This window comes from Lysobacter oryzae DSM 21044 (assembly GCF_059568595.1).
In genome coordinates this window covers 406,831-428,848 of the sequence record NZ_JCANTQ010000009.1, presented here as the reverse complement: position 1 = coordinate 428,848, position 22,018 = coordinate 406,831, and the positions used below count along the sequence as shown (strand labels likewise).

At 70.2% G+C, this 22,018-nt stretch carries 19 protein-coding genes; 11 read left to right on the top strand and 8 right to left on the bottom strand.

Annotated elements, in window-relative coordinates; translation table 11 throughout:
• Nucleotides 1-15: 15 nt before the first annotated feature.
• The 4 genes from gcvH to BP05_RS05695 all read right to left on the bottom strand — a co-directional run bounded on the left by gcvH (nt 16) and on the right by BP05_RS05695 (nt 3,197).
• Nucleotides 16-411 (bottom strand): glycine cleavage system protein GcvH, encoded by a 396-nt coding sequence (gcvH, locus tag BP05_RS05710; RefSeq protein WP_496361364.1) that lies wholly within the window; start codon nt 409-411, stop codon nt 16-18.
• Between the two features lie 120 nt (nt 412-531).
• The gene (gene gcvT, locus BP05_RS05705; protein WP_496361362.1) at nt 532-1,647 is read right to left on the bottom strand and encodes a glycine cleavage system aminomethyltransferase GcvT; all 1,116 of its coding nucleotides are present in this window, start codon (nt 1,645-1,647) and stop codon (nt 532-534) included.
• 167 nt (nt 1,648-1,814) lie between these two features.
• Nucleotides 1,815-2,249, bottom strand: coding sequence for an NfeD family protein (locus tag BP05_RS05700; RefSeq protein ID WP_496361360.1), 435 nt, complete (start codon nt 2,247-2,249; stop codon nt 1,815-1,817).
• Between the two features lie 3 nt (nt 2,250-2,252).
• Nucleotides 2,253-3,197, bottom strand: a complete 945-nt coding sequence (locus BP05_RS05695; protein WP_496361358.1) for an SPFH domain-containing protein — start codon at nt 3,195-3,197, stop codon at nt 2,253-2,255.
• 120 nt (nt 3,198-3,317) lie between these two features.
• Here BP05_RS05695 and BP05_RS05690 point away from each other — a divergent pair, with 120 nt between their 5' ends.
• Genes BP05_RS05690 through BP05_RS05680 form a run of 3 tightly spaced genes read left to right on the top strand, consistent with a single transcriptional unit; the run spans nt 3,318 to nt 5,989 of the window.
• Nucleotides 3,318-3,953, top strand: coding sequence for an RNA polymerase sigma factor (locus BP05_RS05690; protein ID WP_496361356.1), 636 nt, complete (start codon nt 3,318-3,320; stop codon nt 3,951-3,953).
• The gene (locus tag BP05_RS05685) at nt 3,946-4,779 is read left to right on the top strand and encodes a hypothetical protein (protein ID WP_496361354.1); all 834 of its coding nucleotides are present in this window, start codon (nt 3,946-3,948) and stop codon (nt 4,777-4,779) included. Before BP05_RS05690 ends, BP05_RS05685 begins: the two co-directional genes overlap by 8 nt.
• 55 nt (nt 4,780-4,834) lie before the next feature.
• Entirely contained in the window at nt 4,835-5,989 is a 1,155-nt protein-coding gene (locus BP05_RS05680; protein ID WP_496361352.1) for a PDZ domain-containing protein, read from the top strand.
• A 118-nt stretch (nt 5,990-6,107) separates the two neighbouring features.
• Here BP05_RS05680 and BP05_RS05675 read toward each other — a convergent pair whose 3' ends face one another.
• Nucleotides 6,108-7,079, bottom strand: a complete 972-nt coding sequence (locus BP05_RS05675; RefSeq protein ID WP_496361350.1) for an aldo/keto reductase — start codon at nt 7,077-7,079, stop codon at nt 6,108-6,110.
• Nucleotides 7,080-7,154: 75 nt separating this feature from the next.
• On the opposite strand from BP05_RS05675, the gene BP05_RS05670 reads away from it, so the two are divergent.
• The 5 genes from BP05_RS05670 (at nt 7,155) to BP05_RS05650 (ending at nt 14,242) form a co-directional block, all read left to right on the top strand.
• On the top strand, nt 7,155-8,291 hold the full coding sequence (locus tag BP05_RS05670; RefSeq protein WP_496361348.1) for a GGDEF domain-containing protein: 1,137 nt from the start codon (nt 7,155-7,157) through the stop codon (nt 8,289-8,291).
• Nucleotides 8,292-8,442: 151 nt separating this feature from the next.
• A complete protein-coding gene (locus BP05_RS05665; protein WP_496361346.1) occupies nt 8,443-9,741 on the top strand; it encodes a NupC/NupG family nucleoside CNT transporter in 1,299 nt (432 codons plus the stop codon).
• A gap of 219 nt (nt 9,742-9,960) precedes the next feature.
• Complete coding sequence (locus tag BP05_RS05660) at nt 9,961-12,558, top strand: N-acetylmuramidase domain-containing protein (RefSeq protein WP_496361344.1); 2,598 nt, start codon at nt 9,961-9,963, stop codon at nt 12,556-12,558.
• Between the two features lie 35 nt (nt 12,559-12,593).
• Complete coding sequence (gene dusB / locus BP05_RS05655) at nt 12,594-13,592, top strand: tRNA dihydrouridine synthase DusB (protein WP_496361342.1); 999 nt, start codon at nt 12,594-12,596, stop codon at nt 13,590-13,592.
• A gap of 326 nt (nt 13,593-13,918) precedes the next feature.
• Complete coding sequence (locus tag BP05_RS05650; protein WP_496361340.1) at nt 13,919-14,242, top strand: hypothetical protein; 324 nt, start codon at nt 13,919-13,921, stop codon at nt 14,240-14,242.
• Nucleotides 14,243-14,250: 8 nt separating this feature from the next.
• Here the strand turns inward: BP05_RS05650 and BP05_RS05645 are convergent, their stop codons facing one another.
• Nucleotides 14,251-15,309, bottom strand: coding sequence for a metal-dependent hydrolase (locus tag BP05_RS05645; protein ID WP_496361338.1), 1,059 nt, complete (start codon nt 15,307-15,309; stop codon nt 14,251-14,253).
• Nucleotides 15,310-15,520: 211 nt separating this feature from the next.
• On the opposite strand from BP05_RS05645, the gene BP05_RS05640 reads away from it, so the two are divergent.
• From BP05_RS05640 to BP05_RS05630, 3 genes are all read left to right on the top strand, one after another.
• A complete protein-coding gene (locus tag BP05_RS05640; RefSeq protein WP_496361336.1) occupies nt 15,521-16,219 on the top strand; it encodes an RNA polymerase sigma factor in 699 nt (232 codons plus the stop codon).
• A 114-nt stretch (nt 16,220-16,333) separates the two neighbouring features.
• Nucleotides 16,334-18,811 (top strand): protein kinase domain-containing protein, encoded by a 2,478-nt coding sequence (locus BP05_RS05635; protein ID WP_496361334.1) that lies wholly within the window; start codon nt 16,334-16,336, stop codon nt 18,809-18,811.
• Nucleotides 18,812-18,967: 156 nt separating this feature from the next.
• On the top strand, nt 18,968-19,294 hold the full coding sequence (locus BP05_RS05630) for a hypothetical protein (RefSeq protein ID WP_496361332.1): 327 nt from the start codon (nt 18,968-18,970) through the stop codon (nt 19,292-19,294).
• A 3-nt stretch (nt 19,295-19,297) separates the two neighbouring features.
• Here BP05_RS05630 and BP05_RS05625 read toward each other — a convergent pair whose 3' ends face one another.
• Entirely contained in the window at nt 19,298-20,125 is an 828-nt protein-coding gene (locus tag BP05_RS05625; RefSeq protein ID WP_496361330.1) for a UDP-2,3-diacylglucosamine diphosphatase, read from the bottom strand.
• Nucleotides 20,122-21,846, bottom strand: coding sequence for a bifunctional ornithine lipid synthase OlsF (gene olsF, locus BP05_RS05620; RefSeq protein ID WP_496361328.1), 1,725 nt, complete (start codon nt 21,844-21,846; stop codon nt 20,122-20,124). Before olsF ends, BP05_RS05625 begins: the two co-directional genes overlap by 4 nt.
• Nucleotides 21,847-22,018 lie beyond the last annotated feature (172 nt).

Here is a 22,018-nt window from a genome sequence, read left to right as displayed (position 1 = left end):
GCGGCCCGGAAGTCGTCAGTGGTCTTCGTCTTCCAGCAGCTCGGCGTAGTCGTCGGGACCGAGCAGCTCGTTGAGCTGTTCGGGCTCCTCGATGGCGAGCGTGAACAGCCAGCCTTCGCCGTAGGCGTCTTCGTTGATGGTCTCGGGCTTGTCCGAGAGCGCGCTGTTGACCGCGGTGACGGTGCCGCTGACCGGCGCGTAGACGTCAGAGGCGGCCTTCACCGATTCCACCACGGCGCAGGCATTGCCGGCCTCGACCCGATCGCCCACGTTCGGAAGCTCGACGTACACCAGGTCGCCCAGCAGGCCCTGCGCGTGGTCGGAGATGCCGACGGTGACCTTGCCGTCGCCTTCGACGCGCGCCCATTCGTGGGACTTGAGGAACTTGAGGTCGCCGGGGATCTCGCTCATGGGTTGCTCCGTAGCTGTGCGTCGAACGTGTGGGGGTTGGTGAGTACGCCGCCAGTGCGGGCGCGTTGGGGGCGTAGTGTAACTAAGCACAGGCGCGCCGGATCAAGGCGCGCCTCCAGGTCAGATGCCTTCCTGCGGCTTGCCATCGCGCACGAACGGAAACTTCACGACGCGCACCGGCACTTCCTTGCCGCGGATATCGACGCGGACATTGCCGCCGGCACCCGGCGGGATGTCGCCGGCCGGCACGCGCGCGAACGCGATCGCCTTGCCCAGCGTCGGCGAAAAGGTGCCGGACAGGATCTCGCCTTCGCCATGCGCGGTCAGGACCTTCTGGCCGTGGCGCAGCACGCCCTTTTCATCCATGACCAGTCCGATCATCTGCCTCGGCACGCCATTTGCTTTCTGCGCCTCGAGCGCGCCGCGGCCGGTGAAGTCGCGGCCTTCATCCAGGGCAACGGTCCATGCCAGTGCGGCCTCGTACGGCGACACGGTCTCGTCCATGTCCTGGCCGTAGAGGTTCATGCCGGCTTCGAGGCGCAGCGTGTCACGCGCGCCCAGGCCCGCAGGCTTCACCCCGGCGGCGAGCAGCGCGTTCCAGAAAGCGACTGTCTGCGGCTCCGGCACGATGATCTCGAAGCCATCCTCGCCGGTGTAGCCGGTGCGGGCGATGAAAACCTCGATGCCGTCGGCGGTCTTCGCCTCGCCGGCGACGAACTTGCCCAGCTTGCCGATCGCCGCGCGGTCTTCCGCGCGCAGCAGGCCCAGGACCTTCTCGCGGGCGTTCGGCCCCTGCACGGCGATCATGCCGAACTCGGGGCGCTCGGTGACGCTGACGCCGAATGCCTTCGCCTGCTGCGCGATCCACGCCAGGTCCTTGTCGCGGGTCGCCGCGTTGACGACCAGGCGGAAGAACTCCTCGTCGCGGAAGTACACGATCAGGTCGTCGATCACGCCGCCCTGCTCGTTCAGCATGCAGGTGTACAGCGCCTTCCCGGGCGTCTTGAGCTTGTCGACGGAGTTTGCGACCAGCTTGCGCAGGAACTCGCGCACCTTCGCACCGCGCAGGTCGACCACGGTCATGTGCGAGACGTCGAACATGCCGGCGTCCTGGCGCACCAGGTGGTGCTCGTCGATCTGCGAGCCGTAGTGGATCGGCATGTCCCAGCCGCCGAAGTCGACCATCTTGGCGCCGAGGGCGCGATGGGTGTCGTTGAGGATGGTCTTCTGCGTCATGGCGGCGGCAACGTGGGAGTGAAGCCCGCGATTATCCCGCGCCGCGACGAAATCTGCTCGGCCATGGGCCTGCCTTGGCGGCGCTGCCGACAGGGTCGGCAACGACGCAGCCCATACGGCGAAGCATTGAACAGCGCCGGGGCGAACCCAGCCCGCCCCTCAGCAGGTCAGACCGCCTCGACCTTCAGGTGCATGCCTTCAACCGCCACCACCCGCACCGGCGTGCCCGCGGCAAGCTCCGGACCGCTCACGTCCCAGAACGCGTCGGCGATCTGCACGCGCCCGCGTCCGCCGACGATCGCGCGCTCCAGCGGCACCACGCGCCCAATCAGGGTCTCGGCGCGGCGGTTGAGCGTCGGCCGGTCGCTGCCGCGCGCACGGCTGCGGAACCAGCGCCGGTACACCTGGATCGAGATGAAGCTGAGCACCACGAACAGCGCCACCTGCGCCAACACCGGGATGTCCAACAGCAGCACGACGACGAACACCGCCGCCGCCGCGAAGCCCAGCCACAGCATGAACGCGCCCGGCGCCATCGTTTCGAGGGCGAACAGCAGCAGTGCCGCCGCCGCCCATGCCACCACCTGCCAGTCCCAGCGCATGGGTCAGCCCCCGCGCGCCGGCACGGGCGGCGGCGCCTTGTGCATGGCTTCCTTCGCCAGCTCGGCGATGCCCGCCAGCGAACCGATCACGCCCGCGGACTCCATCGGCATCATCACGAACTTCTGGTTCGGCGCCTCGGCCAGCGCCTTGAACGCCTCGATGTACTTCTGCGCGACGAAGTAATTGATCGCCTGCACGTTGCCGCCGGCGATCGCATCGGAGACGAGCTGGGTCGCCTTCGCTTCCGCCTCGGCCAGGCGCTCGCGTGCTTCGGCCGCGCGGAACGCGGCTTCCTTGTTGCCCTCGGCTTCGAGGATCACCGACTGCTTCTCGCCTTCCGCCTTCAGGATCGCCGCCTGGCGGAAGCCCTCGGCTTCGAGCACGTTGGCGCGCTTCTCGCGCTCGGCCTTCATCTGCCGCGCCATCGAATCCACCAGGTCGCGCGGCGGCTGGATGTCCTTCAACTCGATGCGGTTGACCTTGATGCCCCACGGATGGGTCGCCTGGTCCACCGCGACCAGCACCTTGGCGTTGATCTCGTCGCGCTTGGACAGGGACTCGTCCAGGTCGAGCGAACCGATCGCGGTACGGATGTTGGTCATCACCAGGTTGAGGATGGCGATCTCGAGCGTGGCCACCTCGTAGGCCGCCTTGGCCGCGTCCAGCACCGAGAAGAACACGATGCCGTCGACCTTCACCACCGCGTTGTCCTTGGTGATGACGTCCTGGCTCGGCACTTCCAGCACCTGCTCCATCATGTTGATCTTGCGGCCGACGCCCTGGTAGATCGGCATCAGGAAATGCAGGCCCGGCGACAGCGTGTGGGTGTACTTGCCGAACGCCTCCACCGTCCATTCGTAGCCCTGCGGCACCATGCGGACGGCCTTGAACAGCACGATCACGCCGGCGAACAACAGCACGGCGGCCAATAAGGTACCCAGCGACATCGGCTTCCCCTCCCAGACAGTGGAGCCAGTATAGGCGGCGCGCCCCGCCCATCGGCGGTTGCCGCAAAGGCCCAACAGCACGTGCGACCGTTTGCCCTCCGGGCGCATCCTTGAGCTTGGATGCCGACGACGACCTCTGCCTTTGCCATCGATGTGCCCGACAGCCTGCTGGTCCGCGCGCGTGCGGGTGAGCGGGGGGCGTTCGAGCAGCTGTATCGCTGGTTCGAGCGGCCGGTGTTCACGCTGGCCATGCGCATGTGCGGCGACCGCGAGGAAGCCGCGGAGGTATTGCAGGACACGATGCTCAAGGTGCTGAACCGGGTGGCGGAATTCCGCGGTTGCGGCAGCGGCGGCGAAGGCAGTCCGTTCTGGGCGTGGTTGCGCCAGATCGCGGTGAACGAGGCGCTGATGCGCCTGCGCAGCCGGCGTACGCACGGCGAGGTGGCGATCGAGGACGAGCAGGCGCTGGAGGACCTGGCGCCACCGCCGCCGGCGGCCGCGGATGCCGCGCAGTTGCAGCGCGCCCTCGCGCAGTTGCCGCCGGTCACCCGCAGCGTGCTCTGGCTGTACCACGCCGAGGGCTACACCCATGAGGAGATCGCCGCGCTGATGCAGCGCACGGCGAGTTTCTCGAAATCGCAGCTCGCGCGCGGCAGTCGCCGCCTGCGCCAGCTGCTGGAACCCGACGCCACGCAGGCCGAAGCCGCACGCAGCGGCAGCGCGCCGGCAGCGACATTCGAGGTGCGTCATGCCTGACTTCATCGACAACCGCGCCATCGCTGGTGCGCCCGTGGGCTGGGGCGAGGCCTTCGCCGCGCTGCCCCAGGAAGCGCCACCCGGTGATGGCTGGGGCCGCGTCGCCAGCCGACTGGACGCACGCGCGGCGCCACCGGGCGCCGTGCGGCGGGAACGGCGGACGAACTGGGCGATCGGACTGGCCAGTGCCGCCGTCCTCGTCGTGGCGGCGTGGTCGCCGCTGTCGCAGTGGCTGCACAGTGATGGAACCCAGGGTCCGGGCACGGTCGTTGCGACGGCGGCGCCGGGATCGCGCGGGCCCGCAGCGCCGGCGCGTGCCGCGCCCCAAGACCCCACCCGCGTCGCCGACCAGACCAGTCTCGCCGCGCCGGAAGCGCGGATGCAGACACCGGCGGCGGTGGAAGCGCGATCGCACCCGGAACACAAGCTGCGCCCGAAGCGCGCCCGCGTCGCCGCCGCGACCCGGCGGACGCCCGCGCCGATGAAGGTGCTGCCGGAAGTCGCCTCAGCGTCGCCCGCGCCAGCGCCCGGCGACGCGCTGCAGAAGCTGAAGTCGCAATCGGCGCAGTTGGAAGCGCTCGTTGCGTTGGCGCGCGACGACCAGGTCGGCAACGCCAGCAACGAACTGCTCAGCAGCGAACTCGATGCCGGCATCGCGGCGGTGGATGCCGCGCTGTCGCAGCAGGACCTGCTCGACGACCGCAAGCACGAGCTATGGCAGCAGCGCGTCGACCTGCTGCGGCAGCTCGCCGGCGTCGAGGCCACCGCGCGCTGGCTCGCGGCGCAGGGCGCTTCCAGCGAAACCCTGCTGGTCAGCGTCGACTGACCGTCGGCGCTCTTTACCCATCGCTTCACTCATTCCGACCCTCCGGAGGCCCCAGATGAAACCCGCTGTCCCCATCACCACCGCCGTCGCCTCCGCGATCGCCCTCGCCTTGGCCTTCGGCGCATTCGCCCAGGTCGCGCCCGATGCGGCGAAACAGAAGGAACTCGCCGCCGCCCGCGAGGAACTGCACCGCGCGGCCCAGCGCGTCGCCGAACTCTCGCGCGAGACCGGCGCAAGCCGTGACATGGTCATCGAACGCCGGCTGATGCAGCGCCCGGTGCTGGGCGTGATCCTCGAAGGCGATGACGGCGCCGGCGTGCGTGTCGCCGCCGTGACCCCGGAAAGCGGCGCGGCCAAGGCCGGACTGCGCGGCGGCGACCGCATCACCGCCATCGATGGCAAGCCGCTGGCCGGTGCCGACGGCGATGCCCGCCTCGCCGACGCGCGGATGCGGCTGCGCAGCCTGGACGACAAGACACCCGTCGCGCTGGCATACGTGCGCGATGGACGCACGAGCAACGTCAAGGTCACGCCCGGCTCCGGCGACCAGCTCCTGATGCTCCACGGCGGCAACGGCGACCTCAGCGCGTTCGCCCGGGCGCCGGAGCTGCGCATCGATCCCGAGGGCGGCGTGGAGTTCGAGTCGCGCGTGGTCCACATGGCGCCGGGCGGCATCGCGCCGCAGATCCGGCGCGAAATCGTGCGCGAACAACTATGCGACGACGGCGACGAATGCCGCCTGCCGATGCTGGCCGAGGCCTTCCGCTGGAACGGCCTCAACCTCGCATCGGTCGGCAAGGACCTGGGCCACTACTTCGGTACCGACAGCGGCGTGCTGGTGCTGAGCATTCCCGAAGGCATGGGCGGACTGCGCCCGGGCGACGTGCTGAAGAAGGTCGACGGCAAGGCGGTAGGCACGCCGCGCGAGGCCATGGCCGCTGCGCATGCGCATGCGCCCGGCACGGCGGTGGCGGTCGAGTACCTGCGCGATCGCAAGCTGTTGAGCACGCGCCTGACGTTGCCGGAGCGGGCGATGCTGCGGCTGCCCACGCCGCCTGCACCGCCAGCGCCTCCGGCCGCGCCGCGGGCGGCGCTGCCCGCACCGGCGCCGATGCCGGCCGCACCGCTGCCCCCGCCGCCACCGCCGGCCGCGGCGCCAGACGCGCCGACGCCTCCGCCACCGCCGCCGCAGCCGCTGACCCTTCTTTGAGCATGAGAAGAGCCCCGTGCCGGACGGCACGGGGCTCGAACTTTGCGAAACGTGCTGGCCTCGTCGAGGATCAGCAGGCCGTTGCGGCCATGCCGCCGGCGATGCCCGCGGGCAAGCGTTAGGCCACCGCGGCTTCCACCCGCGCCCATTCGTCCTCGCCCAATGCTTCGAACAGCTGCAGCGCCTCGAGGTTCTGCAGCAGTTGCTCGACCCGGCTCGCGCCCAGGATCACGCTCGACACATGCGGGTTGCGCAGGCACCAAGCGATGGCAAGCGTCGCCGGGACCTGTCCCATCTCGCGCGCCGCCGCGGCGAAGCGCGCCGAGCGCTCGATGCGGTGCGCTTCGCTGTCGCCGACGACGATGCGCTTGAGCCACCCCATGCCTTCGCGATCGAGCCGCGCCTCCTCGCCCGCGCCGCTTGCGTACTTGCCCGTGAGCAGGCCCGAGGCCAGTGGCGAAAAGGTGGTCGTGCCCAGGCCGAGTTCCGCGTAGAGCGGCGCGTATTCGAGTTCGACCCGTTCCCGGTGCAGCAGGTTGTACTGCGGCTGCTCCATCGTCGGCGCATGCAGGCCGGCGCCACGCGCGATCCGGTGCGCCTCGCGGATCATCGCCGCGGGCCACTCCGACGTCCCCCAGTACAGCACCTTGCCCTGCCGGATCAGCGTGTCCATGGCCCACACGGTCTCCTCGACCGGCGTGTCCGGATCCGGGCGATGGCAGTAATAAAGGTCGAGGTAGTCGACCCGCAGCCGCTTCAGCGCCGCGTGGCAGGCATCGGTCACGTGCTTGCGCGACAGGCCCTTCTGCGTCGGCCTGGGATCCGCCGCCGAGCCGAACAGCACCTTGCTCGACACGCAGTAGCCGTCGCGCGGCAGGCGCAGGTCGGCGATCACGTCGCCCATGACGGTCTCGGCCATACCGTTGGCATAACCCTCGGCGTTGTCGAAGAAGTTGATGCCGTGGTCCCAGGCCGCCGCCACCAGGTCGCGCGAGACGCTGCGGCCAACCTGGGCGCCGAACGTCAGCCACGCGCCGAAGGACAGGGCCGACATTTGCAGGCCGGAGGAGCCAAGGCGCCGGTAGTGCATGGGAACTCCGTGAAATCGTCCGCGATGGCGTGCATGCTACCGCCGCCCGTCCCGACCCGTGTGGGAGAACACCACGTGCAGGCCCTGATCCGCCAGATCCGCGACACGCTGCGCCTGCTGTTCGCACAACCCGACGAGGTCATGCTCGAGGTCGGGTCCGGGGGCGAACTGATCGCCGCGCGCCTGCGCGCGGTGATCGCCCTGCTGCTCCTGCTGCTGCCGCTGATCAATGCAGCCAGCGGCGGCGGCATCCGCGAGACCGTGATCGGCCTGGGCGGCGCGGTCTTCGTCAACGTGTTTGCGCAGCTGTGGCTGGCGCTCGCACGCCGGCAGCGCCGCTACCGCTGGCTGCCGTTCGCCAGCTCCGCCTTCGACGTGACCGCCGCGACGCTCGTGCTGATGGCGCTCGCGATCAACCACCTGCCCGCGGGCCTCAACAGCATGGTGGTGTGGTGCGGTTACCTGCTGGCGCTGGTGCTGACGGCGCTGCGCGGCGACGCGCGCGTGACCCTGTTCGCCGGTGCGCTGGCGCTGCTCGAATACGCGCTGCTGGTCGCGGTCGTGATCAGCTCGGCGACTTCGCCCGAGCAGCTGATCTCCGCCGACTACGGCGCGGTCACGGTCGGCACCCAGGTCCAGCGCCTGGTGCTGTTGGCGATCACCACCCTGATCACGGTGATGGTCACCTTCCGCATGCAGCGCGTCGTGGAGATGTCGGGCACCGACGGACTCACCGGCCTGCCCAATCGCGTCTGGCTGCTGCACCGGGTGCCGCGCGTGATGGACGCCGTGCAGCGCGACGGCAGCAGCCTTTCGCTGGCGTTGATCGACCTCGACCACTTCAAGCGCGTCAACGACGAAGCCGGGCACCGCGCCGGCGACCGCGCGTTGAAGCACGTCGTCACGATCCTGCGCGATGGCGCCGAACCCGGCGAAAGCCTCGTCCGCATCGGCGGTCAGGAATTCGTGCTGCTGATGCGCAAGCCGATCGGCAGCGCCTGGGAGCGCGTCGACCACCTGCGCCGGCAACTGCTGCAGCGGCCGTTCGAACTCGAGCGTGGCGGCGAGCCGTTCCGCCTCAGCCTGAGCGCGGGCATCGCCACCTACCCGCAGGAGGGGGCCGACCTGTCGCGCCTGCTCCGCCGCGCCGACCAGCGCCTGCAGGAAGCCAAGCGCGAAGGCCGCAACCGGGTGATCGCGCGCGACAGCTGAACCGCAATCGGAGGCCGCGGATTCCGCCTCCTTCCACGGCTGGCAGCGAATCCAGCCGCTCAACGCACGCACGGACCCGCCGCGGTTGCCCGCACCAGCGGCCACCGCTACCCTGCGCCAGTTCATGCCGTCACCGGCACAGGGGAAATCAGTGGAAGCACTTGCGCGCGTCGCCTTCGGCCTGTTTGGCCTGGCCGTCCTGATCGGGCTGGCCTGGTTGTTTTCGAGCAACAAGAAATCCGTCGACTGGAAGCTGGTCGGAACCGGCGTCACCCTGCAGATCGCGTTCGCGGCGCTGGTGTTGCTGGTACCCGGCGGCAAGGACGTGTTCGATGCGCTGGGCCGTGGCTTCGTCAAGCTGCTCGAGTTCACCGGCGTCGGCACGCAGCTGATCTTCGGCGACCTATCTAAGAGCGAGAAGTTCGGCTTCATCTTCGCCTTCCAGGTGCTGCCGACGATCATCTTCTTCGCCGCGCTGATGGGCATGCTCTACCACCTGGGCGTGATGCAGTGGATCGTGCGTGGCATGGCCTGGGCGATCACCAAGGTCATGCGCGTGTCGGGCGCGGAAACGACCAGCGTGTGCGCCAGCGTGTTCATCGGCCAGACCGAGGCGCCGCTGACCATCCGCCCGTACCTCAGCCGCATGACCCAGTCCGAGCTGCTGACGATCATGGTCGGCGGCATGGCCCACATCGCCGGCGGCGTGCTCGCGGCCTACGTGGGCATGCTCGGCGGCAGCGATCCGGTGCAGCAGGCGTTCTACGCCAAGCACCTGCTCACGGCCTCGATCATGGCCGCGCCGGCAACGCTGGTGATTTCCAAGATCCTGATGCCGGAAATCGGCGAGCCGCTCACCCGCGGCAAGGTGAAGATGGAAGTCGAGAAGAGCACCGCGAACGTCATCGACGCCGCGGCCGCCGGCGCCGGCGATGGCCTGCGCCTGGCGCTGAACGTGGGCGCGATGCTGCTCGCCTTCACCGCGTTGATCGCGCTGCTCAACGCGCCGCTGACCTGGGCGGGCGAAGTCACCGGCATCGCGCAGATGCTCGGCAAGCCGACCGACCTGGGCACGCTGCTGGGCTACCTGCTGTCGCCGATCGCGTGGGTGATCGGCGTGCCGTGGCAGGACGCGACCACCGTCGGCGGCCTGATCGGCCAGAAGATCGTGCTCAACGAGTTCATCGCCTACCTGCAGCTGTCCGACATCATCAACGGCAAGACCCCCGGCGTAACGCTGACCGAGCACGGCAAGCTGATCGCGACCTACGCACTGTGCGGCTTCGCCAACTTCAGCTCGATCGCGATCCAGATCGGCGGCATCGGCGGCCTCGCGCCCGAGCGGCGCCACGACCTCGCCCGCCTCGGCCTGCGGGCCGTGCTGGGCGGCTCGATCGCCACCTTCATGACCGCGACGATCGCCGGCGTACTGACCAGCTTCGCCGGCTGACGCGGCGCCAGCACCACTCCCGGACGGGCCGCGCAAGCGGCCCGTTCTCGTTTGCGCCGCGTCTCAGTCCCGGCGACCGTCCCGATGCATGCTGGCCGCACGGTCGACGCCCCGCGCGATGACCGTGGTGGCGGCGTTCTTCCCGTTGCTTCAAGTGGGCCTGCTGTCAGGCGCGCCCGGCGGCGAAGGATTTCGACGGATCGGAGCAAGGAGACGCACATGAGCACCGCAACCCGGCAGATGGCAGCCCACCGGCGCAGCATCGCCGACGCCTCCTGGAGCGACTTCGCCCGGGCGCTGGAGATCGACGAGGCCGCGCTGCGCGCGGTGGCGGCGGTCGAATCCGACGGCAGCGGCTTCCTGCCCGCGCCCTCGGACAAGCCGAAGGTGCTGTTCGAGGGCCACGCGTTCCATCGCCTCACCGGCGGCCGCTACAGCGCCGCGCATCCCGACCTCAGCTATCCGAAATGGAACCGGCGCAAGTATTCCGGTTCGCTGGCCGGCGAATGGCGGCGGCTGGAAGCCGCCTGCCGCCTCGACCGCATTGCCGCGCTGCAGTCGGCGAGCTGGGGCCTGTTCCAGATCATGGGCTTCAACTATCCGTACTGCGGCTGCGCCGACGTGGAGACGTTCGTCGCCCGCCAGTACGAGAGCGCGACCCAGCAGCTGGCGCTGATGGTGAAGTTCGTGTCGCGCCCGCCGTTCCTGCCGGCGCTGCGCGGGTACGACTGGAAGGCATTCGCGCGCGCCTACAACGGCCCCGGCTTCGCCGCGCATGGCTACGACAAGCGTCTCGCCGCGGCATTCGAGGAATGGAGCGAACGGCTTGCGGCAACCCGTCCACGCAAGCCGGCGCGCCGCGCGTCGCCGGCACTGCCGCCGGGGCGCGATCGCTTCGCCCCGGTCGCCGAAATCCGCCGCGAGAATCCGCGGCGGCGCAACGTGCGCCCCGATGCCGTCGACCTGCGCGACTGGGAATACCGCCCCAGCATCGCCATCGCCCCGCGCGACGCGCTGATGCCCAACGACCCCAAGCCGGTCAAGCAACAGGGGCAGACCAATGCCTGCACCGGGTTCGCGTTGGCGACGGTGATCGAGTACCTGCTCGATCGCGCCCAGCGCCCGGTGGAAATGATGTCGGGCTACATGCTCTACAGCATGGCGCGCCGCTATGACGAGTGGGCCGACGAAGGCGATGAGTCCGACAGCGGTTCGTCGTTGCGCGGCGCGCTCAAGGGCTGGTCGCACCACGGCGCCAGCACCGAACGGCTATGGCGCAACCTGCCGATGCCCAAGGCGAGCAACGACGAATCCGATTGGTGGCTGGACGCGGTGAAGCGGCCGATGGGCGCGTACTACCGCATCGATCCGAAGAACATCCGCGACATGCACGTCGCCTTGGCGGAGGTCGGCGCGATCTATGCCAGCGCATACACGCATACCGGCTGGGATGCGCTGCTGCGCGGCGCGCGCACGCCCGCGCCGACCGCCATCGGCGAGATCCCGCTGCTGCAGTCGGGCACCGGCGCGCGCGACCAGGGCCACGCCTTCGCCATCGTCGGCCACACCTGCGACGGCTTCATCGTGCAGAACTCGTGGGGCGCCGGCTGGGGCCGCGGCGGCTTCGCCGTGCTGCCCTACGGCGACTGGCTCGCCAATGCCATGGACTGCTGGGTGGTGCAGCTGGGCGCGGTCACCACCGAGCATGAGCGCGTCGCGAATGCGCCCTCGCTGCGGACCGATCCCGCCGGCAACGTCGTGGTCTCGCGCGATGCCACGCTCGCCTACCACGAGATCTCGCCGTTCGTGATCGACATGGAGAACGAGGGCCGCCTGAGCGATCGCGGCCGCTTCCGCACCACGCCCGACGACCTGCGCCTGCTGGTGGAACACCACCTGCCGTACGCGGCGCAGCAGTGGGACGCGCACCGCAGTGGCCACATCGACGTCGCGCTGTATGCGCACGGCGGCCTCACCAGCGAGGAGGTGGCCGCCGAAACCGCGCGCGCGTGGATTCCCTATCTGTATTCCAGGCGGATCTTCCCGATCTTCCTGATGTGGGAGACCGGCGCGTTCCAGACCCTGGGCGACATCTTCGAGGACGCGGTGCGCGGGGAAGCGGAGAAGACCGGCGGCGAACGCTGGACCCGCTTCAAGGACGAACTGCGCGAATGGTGGAACGAGCGCCTGGAAGGGCTGGCGCGACTGCCCGGGCGGCTGTTGTGGAACGAGATGAAGGACAACGCGCGCGACATCTCCCAAGCGCGCGAGGCAGGTGTCGCGCAGCTGTTCGCGCTGCTGCGCCGGCCCACGACGCGGGCCGCGCTGCCTTCGATCCGCCTGCATCTGATCGGCCATTCCGCGGGCTCGATCGTGCAGGCGCACCTGGGTGCATCGGCGTTGAAGAACGGCTTCGACGTGCGCTCGGTGAGCCTGATGGCCGCGGCCGTGCGCCTGGACGAGTTCGATCGCCAGCTGGGCGCGGCAGTCGCCGCCAGGCGCATCCCGGTTCTGCTCGCCAACCTCACCGACGCCGCCGAGCGCGCGGACGACACCTGCAAGCCGTACGGCCACTCGCTGCTGTACCTGGTGTCGCGCGCGTTCGAGGGCCACAAGGAAACACCGATCCTGGGCATGGAAAAGCACCTGGTGCCGGCGCTGCCCACCCACGCCTGGGGCGGCCAGGTGCAGCAGTTGCGCTGCCCCGGCTTCAGCTGGCGTCCCGGCGGCGCGGCCACCCGCGCCACCAGCCATGGCGGTCTCGACAACGACGAGGCGGTGCGGGCCGCGGTGGCGGCGTTCATCCAGGACAGCTAGGCGGCCCGAGTGCGCGCCGCCACTACAATGGCGGCATGCGCATCGGCCCATTCGACATCGAACCGAAGGTCATCCTCGCGCCCATGGCGGGCGTGACCGACAAGCCGTTCCGCGTGCTGTGCAAGCGCTTGGGCGCGGGCTTGTGCGTGTCGGAGATGACCACGTCGGATCCGCGCTTCTGGAACACGGCGAAGTCGCGGCATCGCATGGACCACGAAGGCGAGCCCGCGCCGATCAGCGTGCAGATCGCGGGCACCGTCCCCGAGGTGATGGCCGAGGCCGCGCGCTACAACGTCGACCATGGCGCGCAGCTCATCGACATCAACATGGGCTGTCCGGCCAAGAAGGTCTGCAACGCGTGGGCGGGTTCGGCGCTGATGCGCGATGAGCCGCTGGTGGCGCGGATCCTCGAAGCGGTGGTCGGCGCCGCGGACGTGCCGGTGACGCTGAAGATCCGCACCGGCTGGGCCGCGGGGCAACGCAACGCCGCGACCATCGCGCGCATCGCCGAGGCCTCGGGCATCGCCGCGCTGGCGATCCACGGCCGCACCCGCGACCAGCAGTACACCGGCGTCGCCGAGTACGACACCATCGCCGAGATCAAGTCGCGGCTGTCGATTCCGGTCGTGGCCAACGGCGACATCGACTCGCCGCAGAAGGCGGCGCAGGTGCTGGCGCGCACCGGCGTCGACGCCGTCATGGTCGGCCGCGCCGCGCAGGGCCGCCCGTGGATCTTCCGCGAGATCGCCCACTACCTCGCCACCGGCGAGCTGCTGCCCGAGCCGCCGGTGGCCGAAGTCCGCGACATCCTGCTCGCGCACCTGGACCACCTGCACGCGTTCTACGGCGAACAGGCCGGCGTGCGCATCGCGCGCAAGCACCTGGGCTGGTACGCGAAGGACCGCCCCGAGAACGCCGCGTTCCGTTCGGTCGTCAACCAGGCGGAGACCGGCGAAGCGCAGAAGCGGCTGACGCGCGATTACTTCGATGCACTGGCCGCGGGCGTGGTGCCACGGTTGCCTGCGGCCGCTTGATCGGCATCTTCCATGCCATCGAGCGGCGTGACCAAAGTCATGCACTGATGGTCGCATCCGAAACGATTGCGGTGCATCGAGTGCGCGTCGCGCCAACCGATGCACATCCGCGTTGATCGTTGTTGCTGCATCGCTGTGCGACGGTTGTCGTGACGACCGCGAGCCTTGTTACCGGCGCCAGAAGTAATAACGTCGAATGGGCGATGTAATCGCACCGCGACATTGTCGAAATATGCAGTACGGGATGGCATCCACAGCGGCACTCCGCCGCAGCCAACCCGGGCATTCCACGTCGACGCATGACGACGCACCCACTGGAGGCAACCATGAATATCAGGCTCGCAGTACTCGCGGCCGCTTTGATGGCCATTTCCGCCCCGGCATTCGCCGGCGACGATCCTTGCAAGCAGCTGGCCCAGGAGACCGGGCTGAGCGAGCGCAAGGTCAACATGATCCTTGGCAACCGCACCTCGTTCGCGGAATACACCTACACCTACGACCGCAGCGTCGCCAAGCTGCGCCGGGCGATCGGTGGCGACCGCTACGACCATCTGATGAACAGGGGTGAGCTGATCTCGGCCTCCGTCGACACCAAGGCCCGCGCACTGCTGGCGGTGCTCGACGAAAACCGCAACAGGAACACCCCGTAACCGAGGAATCACGCCTCGACAGCCCGGCCAGCCTCCACGCGAGCTGCCGGACGTGACTGCGGTGTGGGCGGCGCCTTCCAGATGCGCCGCCACATCGCATCGAGGCGGCGCCTGGCCTCCCACGGCCAGCGCAACTGCCGCGGCGGTATCTCCCGCCATGTCTCGCCGTCGCGGCGCGCGACCGCAAAGCGGAACGAATAGTCGGGTTCCGCCCCCATGCGCAGGTCCGAGAGCACCAGCAGCGGCCCGCGCTGCTTCGCCTTCACGAAGCCGTGGTTGAACCACAGCAAGCGGTCGACTGCACGGTAGCCACCCACGTCGCGCAGCGCCGCAACGTCGCTTGCGTACGCGCGCAAGCGCATCGGCCCGCGATCGGCGACCAGCGAGCGCTCGCCCTCGACGAAACCCTCCGGGGTCATGGCCACCACGCGCCACAGCAGGATGTTGAACGGCATCGGCACCGAGAAGCGCGGTGCATCCTGCAGCCCGCGCGCGGCCAGCGCCTGCCCGGCATCGCGATCCACCTGCGCCTTTGCCGCCAGCGACAAGCCGACGTAGCCCACCGACAGCAGCAGTCCGGTCACCAGCGAACGCTGCGCGATCGGCCGGGCGCGGGCCCACCAGGCGATCGCGCACGGCAGCGCGAGGCACAGGGTGAAGAGCGGATCGATGATGAACAGGCTCGACCACATCGTCGGCGGCAGTGGCAGCGGCCACAACAGCTGCGTCCCGTACACGGTCAGCGCATCCAGCAGCGGATGCGCGAGCAGGCACGCCTGGAAGATCCAGAACCAGCGCTGCGGCGCCTGCGCCACGCGACCGCCCCGCCGGCGATACCAGGCCCACAGCGCCCAGCCGACGAAAGGCAACACCAACAACGAATGGGTGAGGCCGCGGTGCCAGACCAGGCGCGTGACCGGATCGTCGCTCAACCACAGTGGCAGTACGTCGATGTCCGGCAGGCTGTTGATCGCGGCTCCGGCGAGCAGGGCCGCGCGCCGCTGCGATGCGGGCGCAAGCACGGCGGCGATAGCGCCACCGACGAAGAGGTGCGTCAGGGAATCCATGAATGCGATCGTACCGGCGCGCACGAAGCCCGGCCAACGCGGCGCAAGTGGGTGCGCACAGGCAATTGCAAAGACCGCGTTAGTAATTCCGAAAACACGTCACCCGATGCGGTACTGGCATCGGGAGCCCACACGGCATCTGCTGGGGACCTTCTCCATATTGGCGGATGCCTGCGAATCCCGCACGGACGCTTTACCTGCCGGAGCGGTGATGACGCGGTTTGCAACCACACGCTGGAGCCTGATCTTCGATGCGCGCGACGCGGGGACGTCGCGGCGCGCGCTCGAGGAAATCTGTCGCGCCTACCGGGCGCCCGTGCTCGCCTATGTCCGCCGGCACGGCTATGCGCGCGCCGATGCCGAGGACCTGACCCAGGAATTCTTCGCGCGCTTCCTCGAGGGACGCTGGGACGTCAACGTCGATCCCCAGCGCGGGCATTTCCGCGCGTTCCTGCTGGTCGCCATCCGGCGCTTCCTCATCAGCGCCGACGAGGCGGCGCACGCGCTCAAGCGCGGCGGCCGCGGCCTCCAGGCCGGCAGCGGCGAACTGGAGCGGCTGGAGGCGCCCAATGGCGAGAGTCCGGAGCAGATGTTCCAGCGCGCGTGGGCGATGACCGTGCTGGACCGCAGCTGCGCGCGCCTGCGGCAAGAGGCCGAGCGCGCGGGCAAGCTCGAACTGTTCGAGCAGCTCAGTCCCTACCTGGCCGAACGCCCGGCCACGGACGACTACCAGCGCATCGGCGCCGAACTCGGCTTGCGCGCCAACACCGTGGCCGTGGCCGTGCATCGGCTGCGCGCGCGCCTGCGCGAACTCGTGCGCGAGGAACTGGCCGACACCTGCGGGGGCCCGGCCGGCGTGGAGGCGGAACTGCATGACCTGCGCGACACGCTCAAGCACATCGACGACTGAGACCGGGCGGCGCGCCGCGCCAGCGCGCCTCGCGCGCACCGGCCCGGGGCCGCCGTCGTGACCGCGCGCGACCCGCCACCGCGCGGCGCCTGGGTTCCGGCCCGGAAGGCGCTCGTGCGCGTCGCCTTCGACCTGTCGACCAAGGACGACAGCGCGTTGACCCCGCGCGGGGCCACGCACCGGGCCCATGCCGAGCCGCTGGACCTGGACCTGCGCGATCCCGAGCAGCGCCGCTTCGGCGAATTCGAATTGATCGAGCGGATCGGCGAAGGCGGCATGGGCGCGGTCTACCGCGCGCGCCAGCCGTCGCTGGATCGCGAGGTGGCGGTGAAGCTGCTCTCGGCGGGCCCGTGGGCCTCGCAGGATTTCATCGCGATGTTCAAGTACGAGGCGCAGAGCGCGGCCGGCCTGCACCATCCGAACATCGTCGCGGTGTACGCCATCGGCGAGCAGGAAGGGGTGATCTATTACGCGATGGAGCTGGTGGCGGGCGAAACGCTCGACCACTGCCTGGACCGCGTGCATGCGATGGCGCCGCGCGACGCGGTCGGGTTGACGCGTACGCTCGCCGAGGCCGTCGATTACGCGCATCGCCTCGGCGTGCTCCACCTCGACCTCAAGCCCGCGAACATCCTGCTCGACCGCATGGGTGCGCCGAAGATCTCGGACTTCGGCCTGGCCCGTCGGCTCGGGCGCGCACTGAGCGTGGAGAACGAGCGCGTGCTGGGCACGCCCAGCTACATGTCGCCCGAGCAGGCCGATCCGCTGCACGGCGTGCTGACGCCGGCGACCGACGTCTGGGGCCTGGGCACGATCCTGTACGAATGCATCGCCGGCTCGCCGCCGTTCCTCGCGCCGACGGCCGACGAGACCCTGCGCCTGGTGCGCGAAGGCCGGGTGCGGCGCCTCAGTCGCAGCGCACCGGTGCATCGCGACCTGGAAGCGATCTGCATGAAATGCCTGGCGCGATCGCCGCTGCAGCGCTACCTCACCGCGCGCGCGCTGGCGGACGACCTGGGCCGGTACCTCGAAGGCCGTCCGGTGCGCGCGCGTCCGCTCAATGTCTGGCAGCGCGTCGGGCACTGGACCCAGCGCGAGCCTGCGCTCGCTTTCGCAGTCGGCGGCGCCGGCATTGCGCTGGTCGCCGGGATCGCGGCCACCTCGCTGCAATGGCAGCGCGCGGAGCGCAACGCCGCCGCGGCGCGCGAGGTCAACCGCTTCATCAACGAGGACCTGCTGGCCGTCGCCGACCCCTACCGCGTCGACCGGGACATGGCGGGCGTGCTGGCGCGCGCCGAAACGCGCCTGGACGAGGGCTTCGCCGACCAGCCGGCGGCGCGCGCGCAGATCGGCCTGTCGATCGGCCGGGCCTGGCTCGGCCAGGGCCATTGGCACGAAGCGCGCCTGCGCCTGGACCGCACCTATGCGGACGCGCAGCGGCTGCTCGGCGCGAGCAATCCGCAGACCCTGGACACCGCGGAGTACCTGGCGCTGGCGTTGACCTACGACGCCCAGTACGAGCGCGCGGAAGCGGTCTACCGCACGTTGCTGCCCGCCGTGCAGCGCGCGCATGGCACGACCAGCGCGAGGTCGCTGCGCGTGCGCCGCAACCACGCGATGATGCTGTACGAGACCGACCGCTTCGAACCCGCGCTGCAGGAGCTGCTCGCCCTGCGCAACGACTCCGCGCGCGCGCCGGGGATGCTCGCCGACATCGATGCGACCCTCGCCGACCTGTACACCGAAACCAATCGCTGGGACGAGGCGATGGTGGCGCTGCAGGATGCGCTGGCGCGTTCGCGCCGCCAGCTCGGCCCGAACCATCCCGAGTACCTGTGGCAGCAGGTATCGCTCGGCGACATGCTGATGATGCGCGGGCAATGGGACGAGGCCGATGCGCTCTTCAGCCACATCCACGAGGGCCTGGTCGAGACCATCGGCGACAGCCATCCGCGCACGCTGACCGTGGTCCACTACCTCGGCCTGATCCGGCTGATGCGCGGGCAACCCGCGAAGGCCCTGCCGCTGCTGCAGCACGCGCTGCGCGAGCGCCTGCGCGTGCAGGGTCCGGACCACAACTGGACGCACTTCTCGATGAACCGTGTCGCCGAGGCGCTGGTCGAGACCGGCCGGCCGGACGCGGCGATCCCGCTGCTGCAGCAGGCGTTGCAGTCGGTCGACCGGACCGGGCGCCGCCGGCAGGCCTACGTGATCCTGCTCCTGGACACGATGGGACGCGCCTACCTGAAGAAGGGCGAGCCGGCGCAGGCCGAACCGTTCCTGCGCGAGGGGCTGCAGCTCGCGCGCGAAACCCTGCCGGCCAACAACGTGCGCCGCGGCATCATCGAACGCAGCATGGGCGAACTGCGCGCGCGCCAGGGCCGCTACCAGGCGGCGCGCGAGCACTACGCGATAGCGCAACGCATCTTCACCGACGGCTGGGGCCGGACGCATCCGTGGGCGCGCGACCTGCGCGCCCGCATCGCCGCACTGCCGCGACACGACCGGAGCGCGGGCCGCGCGGCATCCCGCGGCGCGCAGCCGCCGGGGACCGCGGCTCGCAGACACGGTCCGGCGTCTTCCGCGCCGTGAACCGCCGCGCTGCTCGCCGAGCGCGCCGACCCGGTGGACTTGAATGCGCTCGCGAGCAGGTTGGGGTGCGACCGAACACGGACGCATCGCCGTTCAGCGGGGCGATCTGACGCGCGGCACGCGATCGCGTAATCCACTTCCGCAGGCGCCGTATCCATGAATGGAGGCAACGTTTCGCGTGCCGAGCCGCGCGAGGAGGTCGTCGTGAAATCCCTGGCATTGATACTCGCCGTAGTCGCTCTTGCCGGCGTCGCCGGCCCCGCCGCTGCCAGCGAGCGTGACCAGCTGCAGCGCGTCGCCGACGAAGCCGGCGTCACGATCGACGACGTGCGCATGGTCCTGGGCGCGCGCACGGCATTCGCGCAGTACCGGACGTCCTACGACCGCAAGGCTGCGCGCGTACACGCCGCCATGGTCAAGCTGGCGCTGGAGCAGCCGAAGCAGGACGCCAGGAAGTCCGCCCGGAGCATCGCCAGCAAGTGACCATCACGCCGCGCACGGCAGCGCGCACGCCCGCGTTGCCTGGCGCGGTCGTGGCGACAGCTGCACCAGCGTTTCACCGGTGTGCGCAAGCAGCCGCAGGGTACCGTCGGGATCCTCGGCCAGCGCGGTGAGGTTCTCGGCCCAGTCGCCGTCATTGGCGTAGACGCAGCCATCGCGTTCGAACAGCGCGGCGCGGTGGATGTGGCCGCAGACGATGCCGTCGAGCCCGCGGCGTCTCGCATCGTCCAGCCCCGTCTGCGCGAAGCGGGCGATGTAGCGTTCCGCCGCGCCGCTGCGGCGCTCGAGGAATCCGGCCAGCGACCAGTAGCGCAGGCCCAGGCGCTGGCGCACCCGGTTCAACAGGCGGTTGCCGGTGAGGATGCGGTAGTACAGCCAGTCGCCGAACTTCTCCTGCAGGCCGCCGAAGTGCGTCACCGCGTCGTAGTCGTCGCCGTGCACGACCAGCAGGCGGCGTCCGTCGGCGGTCACATGGATGGCGCGGCGGCGGATCGCCATGCGCGGCAGCACCAGTCCGCAACAGCGGCGCACCGGACGATCGTGGTTGCCGGGCACGTAGACGATCCCGGTGCCGGCGCGGCGCAGCGCATGCAGCGCCTCGAGCACGCGGTTGTGGGCCTCGGTCCAGGTGGCACGCCGCGAGGCGAGCCACCACAGGTCGACGATGTCGCCGACCAGGTACAGCCGATCGCAGCGCAGCGCGGACAGGAAGGCGGCCAGTTCGGCGGCGTGGCAATGCGTGGAACCCAGGTGGACGTCGGAGATGAAGACCGCGCGCCGGTGCGGAGCCGGCGGCGCGATCGCGGCGCTCACGCGGCGGCTTCCGCCGTGCGTGACGCACCCGGCGCGAGGTAGCGTTCGCGTTTCTTCGGCCGCAGGCTGTGCAGGTCGACCTCGATCAGTCCATCGACGGAATCGCTGAAGGCCGGATCCACGCCGAACGCGAGGAACCGCGCTCCGCCCGGTTCGCACAGGTCCGTGTACTGCTTGTAGAGCATCGGCAGCGTCGCCCCGAGCGCATCCAGGTTGTTCTTCAGCACCCGGAACGCGGTGGCGGCGTCGAGCGCATCCCCGAACTGCGGCGGCGCCGCGCGGTACGCGAATGGTTGCCGCGACTGCGCGCACGTCCGCTGCGTGCCGTAGTAGCGGGCGTAGTAGGCGACGATCTGCTCGCGCGCTTCCACCGGCAGCGCGGCGCTGATCGACACGGGCCCGAACAGGTAGCGCACCTGCGGATGCCGCCGCAGGTACGCGCCGATGCCCTGCCACAGGTAGTCGATGCTGCGGCTGCCCCAGTATTCGGGCGCGACGAAGCTGCGCCCCAGCTCCATGCCCTGGCGCAGGCGCGGCAGTGCGTCGTCGGCGTAGTCGAACAGCGACGCGGTGTAGAAGCCGGCGAGCCCGCGCTCGGGCAGGAGCGCCGCGCCGCGCGCGAGCCGGTAGGCGCCGGCGATCTTCGACGCCGCCGCGTCCCACAGCACGATGTGCTCGTACCAGCTGTCGTGGAGATCGACATCCAGGCGCAGGCCGGTGCCCTCGCCGACCGCGCGGAAGGTCAGCTCGCGCAGGCGGCCGATTTCGCGCAGCAGCGGCGCGCCGGCGGCCAGGCGCCCGACCCGGATCTGCTTGCCGTCGAAGGTCTGGCCCAGCGGCTCCATCGCCTCGATGCCCGCGCGCACCAGCGCGGGCTCGACGGCGTCGATCAGCGGCACCTGCCCGACCGGTGCGGGGCGCTCGTGTCTGGTGCCGATCGCGTGGAGTTCGCGCCGCACCTGCCGCAACAGCTCGGTCGGCTTGCCGCCGTCCGGCAGCTGCAGCGGGTGACCGATGCGCAGGACGATGCGGCGGCTGCGACGGGCGAACATCTCGCGCGCGAGCAGCGCCGTACCGGCCGGCTTGAACATCGCCGACGCGCCGTAGAACAGCGCCGAGTTGCGCGCCTCGATCCGCACCGGCAGGACCGGCGTGGCGGTGGCGCGGGCGAAGCGCAGGAAGCCGCGGCGCCAGCGTCCGTCGGTCACGCCGCGCAAGCCCAGGCGCGCGACCTCGCCTGCCGGAAACACGATCACGCAGCGTTCCTCGCGCAGCGCCGCCTCGATCGCCCGCAGGCTGTCGGCACCGGGCCTGCCGCCGACGATCCGGACCGGCAGCAGCAGGCCCGACAACGGCTGCAGCGCAGTCAGCAGGTCGTTGGCGACGATCTTGACGTCGCGGCGCACCTGCCCCACCGCATCCAGCAGCGCGAGCGCGTCCAGCGCACCGGAGGGGTGATTGGCGACGATCAGCAGGCGGCCGCTGGGCGGGATGCGGCGCAGCTCGGCCGCATCGCTGCCGTGGCGCGCCTGCAGGAACTCCAGGGCGGCACGTACGAACTCGAAGTCGCGCAGGTGCCCGCTCGCCTCGAGGAACGCCGCGATGGCGTCGAACTTCGACCAGCGTCCGATGGCGCGCAGCACCGGACGTGCCAGCGTGGCGCGGCGCCCGCGGAACCAGTGCGGAAACCGTTGTTGCAGCTGCTGCTCGAACATTTGCATCGCCGGTTGCCCCCTGCCCGGTGGCAGCCTGCCGGGGCGATGCGACAGTCCGGCTGCGCGGCGGCGACAGCCAGATGACAGCGCGGACTCAGCTGATGCCCGCCGGTTCTGGCCGGCCCGGGCCGGCCGGGCGCGCGGTCGACGCCGGGCCAGGCAAACAGGCGCACAATGC